At 66.2% G+C, this 12,678-nt stretch carries 15 protein-coding genes; 11 read left to right on the top strand and 4 right to left on the bottom strand.

Going from position 1 to position 12,678, the window contains the following annotated elements:
* Nucleotides 1-10 precede the first annotated feature (10 nt).
* The 3 genes from ACOJVU_RS05530 to ACOJVU_RS05520 are packed head-to-tail and all read left to right on the top strand — an operon-like array spanning nt 11 to nt 2,534.
* A complete protein-coding gene (locus ACOJVU_RS05530; RefSeq protein ID WP_421528865.1) occupies nt 11-1,087 on the top strand; it encodes a helix-turn-helix domain-containing protein in 1,077 nt (358 codons plus the stop codon).
* Between the two features lie 56 nt (nt 1,088-1,143).
* The gene (locus tag ACOJVU_RS05525; protein ID WP_141244175.1) at nt 1,144-1,440 is read left to right on the top strand and encodes a hypothetical protein; all 297 of its coding nucleotides are present in this window, start codon (nt 1,144-1,146) and stop codon (nt 1,438-1,440) included.
* Between the two features lie 14 nt (nt 1,441-1,454).
* Nucleotides 1,455-2,534 (top strand): hypothetical protein, encoded by a 1,080-nt coding sequence (locus tag ACOJVU_RS05520; RefSeq protein WP_095794435.1) that lies wholly within the window; start codon nt 1,455-1,457, stop codon nt 2,532-2,534.
* Between the two features lie 165 nt (nt 2,535-2,699).
* On the opposite strand, the gene ACOJVU_RS05515 is transcribed toward ACOJVU_RS05520, so the two are convergent.
* Nucleotides 2,700-2,906 (bottom strand): hypothetical protein, encoded by a 207-nt coding sequence (locus ACOJVU_RS05515; RefSeq protein ID WP_141224767.1) that lies wholly within the window; start codon nt 2,904-2,906, stop codon nt 2,700-2,702.
* A 419-nt stretch (nt 2,907-3,325) separates the two neighbouring features.
* Here ACOJVU_RS05515 and ACOJVU_RS05510 point away from each other — a divergent pair, with 419 nt between their 5' ends.
* The 4 genes from ACOJVU_RS05510 (at nt 3,326) to ACOJVU_RS05495 (ending at nt 6,504) form a co-directional block, all read left to right on the top strand.
* Nucleotides 3,326-3,550, top strand: a complete 225-nt coding sequence (locus ACOJVU_RS05510; protein ID WP_141244174.1) for a hypothetical protein — start codon at nt 3,326-3,328, stop codon at nt 3,548-3,550.
* Entirely contained in the window at nt 3,547-3,795 is a 249-nt protein-coding gene (locus ACOJVU_RS05505) for a hypothetical protein (protein ID WP_141244173.1), read from the top strand. The genes ACOJVU_RS05510 and ACOJVU_RS05505 overlap by 4 nt, the downstream gene beginning before the upstream one ends.
* 163 nt (nt 3,796-3,958) lie before the next feature.
* A complete protein-coding gene (locus tag ACOJVU_RS05500; protein WP_368356621.1) occupies nt 3,959-4,942 on the top strand; it encodes a tyrosine-type recombinase/integrase in 984 nt (327 codons plus the stop codon).
* A complete protein-coding gene (locus ACOJVU_RS05495; protein ID WP_255254603.1) occupies nt 4,939-6,504 on the top strand; it encodes a serine/threonine-protein kinase in 1,566 nt (521 codons plus the stop codon). The genes ACOJVU_RS05500 and ACOJVU_RS05495 overlap by 4 nt, the downstream gene beginning before the upstream one ends.
* Here the strand turns inward: ACOJVU_RS05495 and ACOJVU_RS05490 are convergent.
* Entirely contained in the window at nt 6,492-7,121 is a 630-nt protein-coding gene (locus ACOJVU_RS05490) for a hypothetical protein (RefSeq protein ID WP_095794434.1), read from the bottom strand. The genes ACOJVU_RS05495 and ACOJVU_RS05490 overlap by 13 nt on opposite strands.
* Nucleotides 7,122-7,754: 633 nt before the next feature.
* On the opposite strand from ACOJVU_RS05490, the gene ACOJVU_RS05485 reads away from it, so the two are divergent.
* Nucleotides 7,755-8,003, top strand: coding sequence for a hypothetical protein (locus tag ACOJVU_RS05485; RefSeq protein WP_217989859.1), 249 nt, complete (start codon nt 7,755-7,757; stop codon nt 8,001-8,003).
* Nucleotides 8,004-8,020: 17 nt separating this feature from the next.
* Here ACOJVU_RS05485 and ACOJVU_RS05480 read toward each other — a convergent pair whose 3' ends face one another.
* Nucleotides 8,021-9,151: a hypothetical protein gene (locus ACOJVU_RS05480; protein WP_421528864.1), complete on the bottom strand. Its 1,131-nt coding sequence runs from the start codon at nt 9,149-9,151 to the stop codon at nt 8,021-8,023.
* A 414-nt stretch (nt 9,152-9,565) separates the two neighbouring features.
* Between ACOJVU_RS05480 and ACOJVU_RS05475 the strand changes: the two genes are divergently transcribed.
* From ACOJVU_RS05475 to ACOJVU_RS05465, 3 genes are all read left to right on the top strand, one after another.
* Nucleotides 9,566-9,958, top strand: coding sequence for a helix-turn-helix domain-containing protein (locus ACOJVU_RS05475; protein ID WP_421528863.1), 393 nt, complete (start codon nt 9,566-9,568; stop codon nt 9,956-9,958).
* Between the two features lie 72 nt (nt 9,959-10,030).
* Complete coding sequence (locus ACOJVU_RS05470) at nt 10,031-11,410, top strand: DDE-type integrase/transposase/recombinase (RefSeq protein WP_421528862.1); 1,380 nt, start codon at nt 10,031-10,033, stop codon at nt 11,408-11,410.
* Nucleotides 11,411-11,466: 56 nt separating this feature from the next.
* A complete protein-coding gene (locus tag ACOJVU_RS05465) occupies nt 11,467-12,297 on the top strand; it encodes an ExeA family protein (protein ID WP_421528861.1) in 831 nt (276 codons plus the stop codon).
* A 55-nt stretch (nt 12,298-12,352) separates the two neighbouring features.
* Here the strand turns inward: ACOJVU_RS05465 and ACOJVU_RS05460 are convergent, their stop codons facing one another.
* Complete coding sequence (locus ACOJVU_RS05460) at nt 12,353-12,547, bottom strand: hypothetical protein (RefSeq protein ID WP_421528860.1); 195 nt, start codon at nt 12,545-12,547, stop codon at nt 12,353-12,355.
* Between the last annotated feature and the right edge of the window lie 131 nt (nt 12,548-12,678).

Genomic DNA, 12,678 nt, shown 5'->3' with positions numbered 1-12,678 from the left:
CGACACCGGCTTGGCCGACCGGATCGGTATCACCCGTCAGACTCTGGTCCAATGGCGCAACGGCGAATTGCGCACGCTGCCAACGCAGGCCAACCTGCGGTCGGCCGCCACTCAGCTCGGTTGTCCCTACCGCACGGTGCTCGACGCGGCGTTGTACGACACCGGTTACCTCACTCCCCCGCTCGCATTGGAGCCGCGTGCGTATGCGGATGTGTTCGCCGAGGCCGTCGCGATCCTCACCGAGGCGACCCACCTCACGAATCAGCGTGTCCGGCGGACCGCTACCGGCGGGTGGGAGCCCGACCCGGATGCGCCGCCGGATCGGATCGACTGGGCCGCGTTCGTCACCGAAGCCTTGGCTGGGGCAACCGCCAACGCCGGCGGCATCGACAACGTCTTGGCCGGCCGCCCTGGGTCCTGGGAAGCCGCCGTCGTTCGCGACGTCTTGAACGCTGCTGTCGGCCAGGACGAGTGGGACCTATGGCGCTACCGCACCGAGCCCGTCGACATCATCCTCAAACCCGAACAAATCCTCTATGACGTAGGCGACCTGGAGCACATGGCTGCCTACGACGATGCCGAACAGGAACTCTCGCGCCGCGAGGAAGAGATTTCGCCGTCAGTGCCGATTAAGCCGGGAGGGTTGGACTGGGTCAACGATCCCGTGCAGGTCGCGGAGTTTCACGCCGCCATACGGGCCGAAGCTGAAAACCCCACTCCCCCAACCCCGGAAGAACAGGCGATCGACGACGCGCTGGCCGCTGTACAGGCACTCAGGGATCGCCTCCAAGCTCAACAGCGGGCCGAGCTCGCCGACTACGGCCAGGCGCTGGCCGCCGCCGTTACCGAGCACCTGGCCGACCTCAATCTGCCTGTCCCCGTTTCGGTTACGGTCGACCTCGACGCCCAGCTCGACGCCTTGCACGGCGGCACCCCGCTTATCGGGGAGGTAACCGGCGCCATCGACGTGGCGATCGCCGACGCCATCATGACCACACCCACTCCTAGCGCCTTGCCTGGCACGCCGCTTGAACGCGCCGAAGCCGCACTTTCCCGCGACCAGGACGCCCCCCGCAGTCCCGAATAGGTGTCGTACCCGCGAGACAGAATAGACGCGATGCCGACCCCACCGAGGAGGATCTGATGGCGAACACTTCAGTCACGACGACCATCACCGCTGTCCCCTGTGGCCGTGATCGGCATGGCAACCCGCTTGCGCCTCGCCGCTATGTCGTCGATGCCCGTCGTGAGGACTGGGGCGGCGGCCGCACGAGGGTGTTCGAGCGTCGCCCGGACTTGGAAGTTGGCGACGGAACGCTGCGGTTCGCGCCGGTCGTCGTCCGAACGGACAGCATTCGCGAGTATCGCGAACCTCACCCGACCGAACGCGATGTTTCCGCAGCCTTCGAGATCCTGCGCGGTTTGTCGTGGGACAGCTAGAGGGGTCGACTGCGGTGATCGGCATCGAATGGCATGACAGCGGCTACTTTCGCTTCAGCACAGCCGCGATCTGCGCGAAGGGGGTCGCAGGCGACGTTGCGGCGTTGGCTGAATTTGCCAGGCGTGCAGGGGCTTTGACCACATCGCGCGTCGTCTATGAGGCCAGCGACGCTTTCGGCGACATCGGATACGACCCGGAGGTGTGGTCACTGGCGCGCCACTGCTTCGAGGACGACTTCGAGCGCAAGCGCGGGGACAAATCGGCGCTGTCACAACTGAGGCTTGCCGCAGAGAGCCTGCCAGCTGATCGGAAAGCGCTGGTCCAGCTGGCCAAGGCCAGGGCCGCCGTGCTGAATGAGGTTGCACCGCTGGTCCCCTCACCGCGGGTATTCGATACGCACACCGCCGGTGTGATCGTCGCGGAGCGGCGCGCGATGCGCGGCTTCGCCGCCTGGGTTGACTGGGTTTCGCCTGAGAAGGTTGTCGCGACGTCGGCGCGGGCCTGGAACGACATCGACCGCACTCCCCCGCGATCCAGCGTGGTCGACATCGCCGCAGCGCTGGGCACATCGGAGCTTGGCCAGTGGGTCGAGCAGATGTCACCTGAGGTTGATCCAGTCGTCGCGTTTCGGGTGGAGGGGCCGGCCGGCCCGATCTATGAGGTGGGCACTGGAACGCACCGGGCGCACGCTGCACGGTTGTTCGGCCTTCCGTGCTTGCTTGCATTGGTCAAGCCGGCGGGGCTGCCGGTGGCGGTGCGTCCGGCGGATCGTGAGGTATCGGCAGTATGGGCAGGGCTGCTCGACCGCGGACTTGTACAGGCCGAGGTGTCGGACGATAACTGGTGGTACGTCGGGTCAGTCGTCGGAGAATGGATGCTGGCGGCGCCGTCGGTGGCCACGCAGGTGAACGGTGCGTACGAGCGTGTTTATCCCGGTGCGCTATCTGAAGCGACCGGGTTGACGGTCGCGGAACTGACGCATCCTGAGCTGTGGAGGGGTGCCCTGGGCGGCCGACGCGGATGGTGGGGGCGCCGCGCGGTCTCGGGCACGCAAGGTAACGCCGGATCGGCGGCCGGTGGTGGTATCGGGTAACACGACGGCGCTCGGAAAAATGCTGGGGATATCTCCTGGCGCGGCGCAAGACTTCGCACAAGAGGTCGCCGAGGCCGACGGGCAGCCAGACCGTTTAGGCCGTTCCCGCCGCCACTGAGCCACACTTCCCCACACTCGTATCGAGCGCCAGGTGCAAGGTGCTACTTACAGGGCGTCGATGAGCGCCTGGCGGGTCGCCTCGTCATTGGCAGCCAGCTCGACCAAGGCGCGCATGATGTCGGCCTTGGTCAGTGTGCGTCTGCGGGTTTCGCGTCGCAGCCGGTAGAGGAGTTCGTCCCATTGGGTGACCTCGTCTCCGACAAGCCGGATGGACCAGTTCACGCGATCAATGTCGTCATCCGGTGCGGGCACGAACCTGATTCTAAGACCAATCCTTTATGCGCGCAAACATGCTTGCGCGCATAAAGGCATGCGCGTATTCTTGTATGACGAGGCGTGGCCGGGTCGTGAAAAGGCGCGGCAGGGTCGCTACTACGGGAGACAATGGCTCGGATGGGGCGAGGAGGGCGTCTAGGTGTCATCACCACGCATCACCAGCCGGCCAGCGATCCTGGCCGACTTCGCCGGCGTCGACAGCCTGCAACAGCCGCGATTCATCGCGACGGTCACTGGGTCGCAACTCAAGGCCGGAATGGTGGTGCTCGACGACGAGTTGGGCACTCCGGCGGTCGGACTAGATCACCGCGTGCGCGCGACGCCGCGAAGTGGGCTGATCGCCTTCCTGGTCAACGACTTCGATCGGGGCGAACAGCGTCTAGAGGAGAGGCAACATGATTCATCGCAACGCAGGTGCTCATCATGTACTGATGCACCATGAGCGTGACGACTGCGGAACGGTGGTGGACAGTGTCAACCCAGCGTGGACACCTAACGTGCTGACGGCGACGCCGCCGGACGGCGGCATGGTGAAAGTGCGGTGGTCGGATAGCGCTGATCCGACCCAGTTGTATTGGGAGTACCTCGCCGAGCTGCGGCCCGTAGTCGAGGAGTCATGAGCGCAACCGCCCGTGAGCATGTGCGCAACGTGGCTGCTGACAACGGTTACGAGCGCGATGGCGACCTTGGCGAGGCATCGCCGTGGGATGCGTTCGTTCGTAACGAGAGACGAGTCGCCATCAAGTTCAGCCGAGCGAACGATCGAGTTCTGAAAGTCACTGTTAACGGCTCCGGCGTCCGCGGCCGCTATGGCGGTGCGATCACGGCCCTGGCGGGCCCTGGCGGCGACCTGTGCCGAGCGTAGGCCGGTCCAGGAAGCGTAGCGACGCAAGGAGATTGAAGCGCATGGGGACTCAACGTCGAGGGCTGACGTGCGACAGGGGGCGCGCCGCCTGCAGGTGCTGCAGATGAGGGGTACGAGCGGCAGCGACCCTGACGGGCACCGACCGGCATGGTTTAGGGAGTTTTTGACTGACAGGGCCACACGTAAGCCGTCACCACACACCTTGCAGGCATACCGCCACGACTTTGACGCGATCGCCAGCCGACTTGTCTGTGAACCACAACATATTTCGGCGCTGACGCCGACCGCTATCACGACGGCCGCGATGCGAGAGGCGTTCGCGGACTTCGCGCATAACCACGAGGCGGCGTCTGTGCGGCGCTGCTGGTCGACGTGGAACACGCTGTGCGGCTATCTTTTCGGCGCCGAGCAGATCCCCGCCAATCCTATGGAACTTGTCGGAAAGCCCAAGCCAGCCAAGACGTTGCCGAAATCTCTGCCGCCGGCGGCAGCGCAAGCGTTGCTGGGCGCGATCGACGCGCCAGGCGCGGACACCCGGCCCACCGACTGGCCCGAGCGCGATCGTGCCATTGTGTTCACCGGGCTACTGGCAGGGCTGCGCGCACATGAGCTGCGCGGCGCGAATGTGGGCGATCTGCGTGTGCTGGCCGGCAATCGCGGCGGCGTTTTGCAGGTGCGCGGTAAGGGCAACAAAGAACGCGCCGTACCGATCGAGCCTGCCCTCGTTGAGGTGATCAACGCGTATCTGGACAGCCGCGCAGCGCGATTCCCCAACACAGTGCGCCAGCGCACCGCAGGGGCGCAGCACAGCCGGTGGCCGGCTCAGGCACCGTTGTTTGTCGGTCGCGACAACGAGCGCATCACCCGAGGCGTGTTGCAGTACCGGGTTTTACGCGCTTTCAAGCTTGCCGGTCCAGACGCCCAACGCGTACGCGGCGCCCTGTTGCATGCACTACGGCACACGTTCGCTACCGAGCTTGCCAATGCCAACATTAGTGTTTACGCGCTGATGCGGCTACTTGGTCACGAGTCGATGGCCACCTCACAGCGTTACATCACCAGCGCGGCCGCCGAGACCAAGTCCGCGGCTGCCCTCAACCCGCTCTATAGCCTTGTCAACCGGCCGTTGGAGGCTGATCCGTCGTGATCACCCCAGAACCCGTGGCGCCGTTGCCCAACGAGGTCGCCGGGTATCGCATCGAACGTATCCTGGGCCGGGGCGGGATGGGTGTGGTGTACCTGGCTGAAAGCCTGACCTTGTTACGACGCGAAGCCCTCAAAGTGCTCTCCGTCGACCTTGCCGACAGCGCTGCCGCCCGCGACGCCTTCCGCAGAGAGGCTGTGACGACCGCGGCGCTGGACCACCCGAACATCGTGACGGTGTTTAGTCGCGGCGACACGGACGACGGCCGCCCGTGGATCGCCATGGAGTACATCGCCGGCACTGACGCCGAGAACGCGCTGCGTGAGGACACGATCACGCCGTCGCGGGCGTTGCACATCATCACCGAAGTGGCCGGGGCGCTTGACTACGCCCACGGCCAGGGCGTGATTCACCAGGACATCAAGCCCGCCAACTTTCTGCTCGGCAAACAGACCGGGGCGCGAGACAGGGTGGTCCTGGGGGACTTCGGCGCCGCCCTGAGCCTCAATGAGGCCGCCGACGCGAGCGGCGGGGGTTCGATGCTGGCCAGTTTCGCCTATACCGCCCCCGAAGTCATCACGGGCGCCACGACGATCGGGCGCCAGGCCGACATTTATTCGTTGGGCTGCAGCCTGTTTCGGCTTCTCACCGGCCAATATCCGTTCGCTGGGCATGACAGCGTGGTGTCGATCGCCAACGCGCATCTCGAGCAGCCACCGCCGCGGCCGTCTGCCCTTGTGTCGTGGGCGACATCAAACCTCGACGACGTCATCGCGCAGGCCCTGGCCAAACAACCCGAGCAGCGCTATGGCACGGCAGGCGAACTTGCGGACGCTGCTGCGCGCGCGATGCGTGTCCCGTGGCAGGCCCGCACACCCGCGCGACCCGAGATCGCCGCGACTCCCCCGCCACCACGGGTTTCGGTGTCGCCGGTCGTCAGGACGTCGCGGTCACGACGTTATGTGGCGCCGCCGAGACGCTGGATCGCCGCGGGTGGGATCGCCGCAGCGGCGGCCGCGGTCGCGCTGCTGGTGTGGTTGGTTCTACCTAGCCACAATTCGGCTTCCAACTCGGGGGCATCGAGGAGCTCGACGAGCAGCACGGCCTCGAGTAGCAGCGCCGCGGCGCCGACCCCGGCGTCGATCGAGCAGCTGCGGCGTGTCGTGCCCGCCGCAGGGTACCCGCCCGGTGCGTGCACGCCGGCGCCGCCCGGGCCGGCGGCGGCAGTGATGTCGTGCGGACCCAACGTGGATCCGGGCGGCCCGAGTGCGGCGATATACACGTTGGCCCGCGACACCGCATCGCTGCAGGCCGCATTCGCCCAGGTCATTTCGACCGCCAACACCGTGGTGTGCCCTGGCAATATTCAGTCACCAGGCCCTTGGCGGCGCGTTTCTGACCCGAGCGTCCCCAAGGGCACCGTGTTTTGCGGGTTCCGCGATGACCGGCCGCTGATGGCCTGGACCGTAGATTCCGAACACCTATTAGCGGTCGTTGCCTCCGACGTGCCGGATCCAAACGCGCTCAACGCGCTCTACGCGTGGTGGGCGACTCACTCGTCGTGACGGCCCGCCGGTAGAGCCAGCCGCGGTTGGCTGCCCGCCAAGAGCGGCTGCAGACGGACGTCGTTGGTCCACGCTGGCCCGTACAGCGCGTGCGCGGACCACAACGCAATGGCCACCGCCGACGGCCCAGCCACACGAAGGGGAAGGCAACGATCACCGTAAGCGAACGTCACGGTGCGGCCCACTAGATCTGGGTAGAACTCGGTGACGTAGCCGAACCAGAAATCAATCAGCGTGCCGTCTGGTCCGCTGCACATCAGCCGCTCGTCGGTGACGATGACGGTGGACTGCTGTTGATAGCGCCATTGAGCGACCTCGTCGCGGCGAGCCCGCCTTTTGCGGCGGCCGTTGATAACGCCCTGCGCGGCGAGCATCCCCAGCGTCAGCCCAGGGCTGCCGAAGACGAACGTGGAGGACCGCTCATAGGTGCCGTCGCCGGCGGCCAGGCGGCTGGACGTGGCGGTGGTGCACAGCCGCGCTTGTTCGTCGTCGTCGAGAATGGGGCCGTAGACCGCGACCGACGCTGGCGCGACACCGCTGCGTAGTGCCATAGCCCAGCCGCGCGCGTAATTCCACCACGGATCGGCCGCGACGAGTTGCGTCTGCACTGTGATCACCGCCCCTGTGAATGCTGCTGGTACTGGTGGCAGCAACATAGCACTGCGCTACGACAAGGGGCTGGCGTCACGGGCGGGGTGCACGAAGCGGGAGATGGCCACGTGCTCCTGCGGGTTGGGGGTCTTAACCCTGCCGCCCGTGACGCCGCCTTAACGCTAACACCGTGATCTGACAGCTTTGGCGAAAGTTGACGCACGGCAAAGCAGCGACGTAAACGCTTTAGGCAGAGGATGTGGTGTTCACGGATGCGCGAGTAGTCCTGCGCCTGGCAACGGGCCGGCGACGTGGCCCGCGGACTGCCGAAGCGATCGGGGCCGCTTCCCGTCATCGTTTGACTTCCAACCTCGTTCAGAGCATTACCTGCGTAGTGAAAGTTGGACCAATACCGGCGAGGCACCCAACTTGCGACTATCACAAGCCTAGTGTAGCGCTGGTGCCTATCCGGCGTTTACGCTCTGCCTTTATTGGCGTTTTATGCCGGGACTCGGGGATCGCTCTGTTGGGAGCCGGGGGCGGCGTGTGGGAGCCGGGGGCGTCGTGTGGGAGCGCCAGGCGGTCCCGGACCGGCCAACTGTGTTGTCGTTCATCGGGATTGGCGCGACGTCAGGGGTTAGCCGCCGGGACTTATCGCGGTGAATCCGCTGTCATTGCAACCGATCTGGCCGACTGAAGGTTGTCGTCCGCTGCTCGTAGGCTGGCGCGTGCCCGAACACTGGAAAGGTGCGGTGATGGTGGAGCCGTGGATCGTTGAAGCGGTATTACTGGTTGCCGGTGCTGAGCCCGCGCGCCTGGCGCGGTGGATGCGCGAGAACGTCGAGGAGGCCGCGCGTGGTGAATCCCGCCGTGGCGTAGAGCGGGTCGATACCGGATATTTCGGGTAGCGCCGGGCCGGCGACGGTTACAGCCCGAGGTCGCTGTCGTTGGTGTTGTCGCGCTGTTGGTCTTGGTCTTTGGCGATTTGCTGGTTGCGGTATTCGGCGGCGCGGTGTTGTTCGATGATGCGTTGGGCGGCTCGGTAGCTGGTGGCGTCGGGGAGCCCCGAGTCGGCGATGAGCGCGGGGGTTGGGTTGAGTTCGAGGGTCCAGCCTGGTTGGCGTCCGGCTTCGAGCATGCGTTCGCGGGCGGCTGCGGATGCGGCTTGGGCGGCTTCGCTTTGGGCTTCCATGCGTAGCTGGGCGGTCAAGGTGCTCAGCTCGAGGCGTTTATCGGCGAGTTCGGTCGCGTGCTCGAAGTCGCCGAGGCTGGTGTTGTCGTAGTCGTGCAGTTCGCGGGTGAGGTTGTCTGCACGTCGCTGCAGGCGGGTGTTGTGGTGCGGGATGTCTTTGTAGGCGTTCTCGACGCGCTGGAGCAGTCCTCTGGCTTTGGCGATGTGGGCGTCGCCGCCGACGGTGGGTGCGGTGGCGAACAGTTCGGCGTCGTCGATGGCCACAGTGGTTGACGGCACGTCGAGGGTCAGGTGTAGCTCACCTTTGAGGTGGCTTCGCCGCGCGGTGATGGTGATGCCGTTGATGGTGGCGTCTAGGGTTTTGGTGTCAAAGCTGGATTTGTTTTTCAGGGCGAGATAGGCGTCGCGGCAGGCGGCGGTGAATGGTGCGGCGGCGTCTTTGCGTTCGGCGTAGCCGCGGTCGCCCACGCTGATGTGGGCGGGCCGCTCGCCGGTCGCGGCGATGGCGTCGAGGACTGGTGCGAGGGTGTCGAGTTCTTTTGTGGTGGCGGCAAGTTCACGCTCGGTGGCTTGGCGCTGGTGGCGGCGGCGGGCGGCGGCGTCGCGGTGGGCTGATTCCAGGGCTGCCAGCCGGCGAACGTCGTCGTCGAGTTCGACTTGTCTGATGTAGCGGGGGTCGCCGGTTGCGATGGCTTTGGTTTCCGCGGCAGCCCCGGAGATGTCTCCTCCCCCGAGGTCTTCGATCTCGTCGACGTCAACGTTTTCGCGTTTGACTTGCTCGATGAAGCGGGCTTTGGCTTCGACTTTTTGCCACATGTGTTGAGCGACGCTGTGGGTGAGCACGACGGGGTCGTGGCACGTCACGTGAGTTGAGGACGGTCCGACCTGACGGTTATCGGGTGGGCCGAGTGCGAGTGGTGGCGTCACCGCGAGGACGACCGGTTTACGGTTCGGGTGATCTTGAAAGCCGACGGCCCTCCCCACGTGCTTTGACGGGACTGCGGGAAGGGCCGTCCGAACACGCCCGGAGGCGCGGTGCTCAGTGTAGGAGCAGATCCCGTTGTGGTTGAGAACCAGTTGCGTACCGGTGAGCTGAAGTGCCCGGATTGTGAGCTGCGGTTGGCGCCGTGGGGGCATGCCGCGCCGCGGTTTGTGCGCCGGGCCGCGACGGTGGTGGCCCGGATTCGACCACGGCGAGCGATCTGTTCGAGCCCGGCAGGATGTGGCCGCTCGCACGTGCTGTTGCCCCGGCTCTGCCTGGGACGACGGGTCGATCCGGTGACAGTGATCTGGGCGGCGCTGTTGGCCCGGGCGTCGGGCTGGGGGTGGCGGCGAATCTGTGCGGCGGCGGGTCGTCCGGCCTCGACAGTGCGGGGCTGGCTGTCGCGGTTCGCTGAGCATGCCGAGCCGATCCGGGTGGGGTTCGCTCGGCTGGAACACCTGGCCAACACCGGCGCGGACATGGTTCGCCTGACACCGGCGGCAAGCCCGCTGGCCGATGCGGTCTCCCAGATCGGTGCGGCGTGCGCGGCGGTGCGCCGGATGGCCGGTGCGGTGGTGTTCGAGGTGTCGGCGGCGGAGTTGGTGGCGGCGTGCTCGGGAGGCTGGCTGCTCGGGATGCGGCCGCCGGCGGTGGCGGCGACGGGAATCAACATATGTCCGCGTCTGTGACTGCCGGCCGCGGCGCGTCAGGGTCGACGGCGTCACTGCTGTCGACCATGAAAGCGTTGAGGTACCCCACCGATGGCCAAGCCAGAGCCGAAAAAGTCACGCACTGATCGGGCGCGTGATGTCGCGCTGTATCGCTACTCGCTGATCCGACCATTGGCCGATCCGAACCTGTCTGCGACTGAACGAGGCCGGCTGGTACGGGATATGGCCGCCCAGGTCCATATCGGGCCGTTCGGGCAGCCGACGGAGGTGTCGCGGGCCAGCCTGGACCGCTGGATTCGGGCGTGGCGGGCCGGCGGGTTCGACGCGCTGCTCCCCGCGCAGCGCCAGATCACCCCGCGCACCGACGCCGAGGTGCTGGAGTTGGCGGCGCGGCTCAAGGCCGAGCACCCCGCACGCACTGCGGCCCATATCGCCCGGATCGTTGAGGCCGAGCAGGGCTGGGCGCCGTCGGCGCGGACCCTGCAACGCCACTTCGCCCGCCTGGAGCTCAATACTCGCCCGGACGGCACCCCGCCGGCGGCGTTCGGCCGGTTCGAGGCAGGCGAACCTGATGAGTTGTGGATCAGCGACGGCCTGCACGGCCCGACCATCGACGGGAAACGGGCGGTGCTGTTCGCCCTGCTCGACGACCACTCCCGCTATGTGCCCGGCCACCGGTGGGGCTACGGCGAGGACACCCTGGGTATGCAGGCCGCGCTGCACGACGCGGTCAAAACCCACGGCTGCCCACGAAACCTATACTGCGACAACGGCTCTGCGTATTCCTCGAATCAACTGGCTTGGTCGGTGGCGGTGCTCGACATCCGGCTGGTGCACAGCAGGCCGGGCAGACCGCAGGGCCGCGGGAAAATCGAGAGATGGAACCGCACCGTGCGCGACCAATTCCTGGTCGAGATCCAAGCCGCCGGCGGCGTCGATTCACTCGATGAGCTGAACCGGCTGTTCACCGCATGGTTGCACCAGCAGTATCACCGGGTGGCGCATTCCGAGACCGGCGCCACCCCCACAGCGCGCTACCACGCCGAGGGCCGCACCCCGGCGCCGCGACCGGATACCGCACTGCTGCGGCGGGCATTTTTATGGCGTGAGCAGCGCAGAGTCACCGCCACCGCCACGGTTTCGCTACACGGCAACCGATACCAGGTCGACGCCGCCTTAGTCGGGCGCGTCGTGGACTTGCTGTTCACCCCGTTCGACCTGACCACCATCGACGTCGAATACCAGGGCAAGACGATGGGCCGGGCCGTACCGCACACCATCGGCCGCCACACCCACCCCGCGGTCAAACCCGGCGCCGTCGCCCCCGTCGAAGCCACCGGCATCGACTACCTGCACCTACTCGAGCAGGCACACCAAGCCGACGTGGGCCAGGCGATCAACTACCTCGCCCTGGCCGGCGGCGATGTCGAACCAACCCGCCACAACCAGGCTGACCCGGAAAACACCTGACCCGCATCATCATTCACCTCAACCACCGGGCCAGCCCCGGGGAACGGACCACCACCATGCTCGATAAAATTCAGTCGTATTTCGGCTTCACCACCATGCCCTTTGGCCGGGCCCTGGCACCGGGCATGCTGTTTCGCAGCGGTGATCATGCCCAGGCCGCCGCCCGCATCGGCTACGGCATCGCCACCCGCGGCATCACAGTGATCACCGGCGAAGTCGGCGTAGGCAAGACAGTGGCCGCCCGCGCGGCGATCGACCGCGCCGAACCGGCCCGCCACCACCTGATCTACATTCCCGACCCCACCGTCGGCGCCCGCGGCATCTACCACCACATCGTGTCCGCCCTCGGCGGGCGGCCCAGCTTCCACAACGCCTCCCTGGTCCCGCAAGCCCGCGACGCGCTCGCCGCCGAACATGCTGAGCGGGGCCGTGTCCCCATCGTGTGTATCGATGAAGCCCACTTGCTTTGCCACGATGCCCTCGAAGCACTGCGGCTGCTCACCAATCACCGCCTCGATACCGAATCCCCCTTCGCCACCATCCTTCTAGGCCAGCCCACCCTCGCCGCCAAAATGGCGCTGGGTACCCTGGCCGCACTCGAACAACGCATCACCGTGCGCCGCACCATGACCGGCATGACCGGCGAGGAGACCGCCGGCTACCTACGCCACCACCTCCAACTGGCGGGCCGATCTGATCCGCTGTTCACCGACGACGCCATCGCGCTCATCCACCAATCCAGCCGCGGCAAACCCCGCGGCATCAACCGGCTCGCCATCGCCGCCCTCATCGCCGCCTGCACCGCCGACAAGAACCTCATCGACGAGGCCAGCGCCCGAACCGCGGTCACCGAAACCAACCACGACCTCCAGCCCGCGACACCGTGACCACCACCGCGACACCGCGACCATCGACAACCCCGCCCGACACCACCAGGCAGGGTCAAATCACACCCGAACCAGCCTCAACGACAGTGGCGCCACCATGTGCAAGATCAGTGACGCGCAACAACATGACGGTGTCGAAGGCTCCTTCGGTGACGTAGTTGATGATGTCGACTTCGGGGTTTTGGTTTCCTTGCCGGATGATGCGGCCTTCGCGCTGTTCGAGGTCGGCTGGGCGCCAGGGAACATCCACGTGGTGTAGTGCGCGCAGCCGGGTTTGCACGTTCGTGCCTTCTATCGGGGTAGAAGCTCGCTATCTAGCATTTTCGCGGGTCAGCGGTCATTGTGTCGTGCACGACAGGTGTTGCGTAGCGCGACACGCAC

Origin of the sequence: Mycobacterium sp. THU-M104, from assembly GCF_049197365.1 — a bacterium.
Taxonomy (GTDB): Bacteria; Actinomycetota; Actinomycetes; order Mycobacteriales; family Mycobacteriaceae; genus Mycobacterium.
The sequence above is the reverse complement of the archived record's forward strand: the minus strand, read 5'-3'. Positions and strand labels throughout refer to the sequence as shown.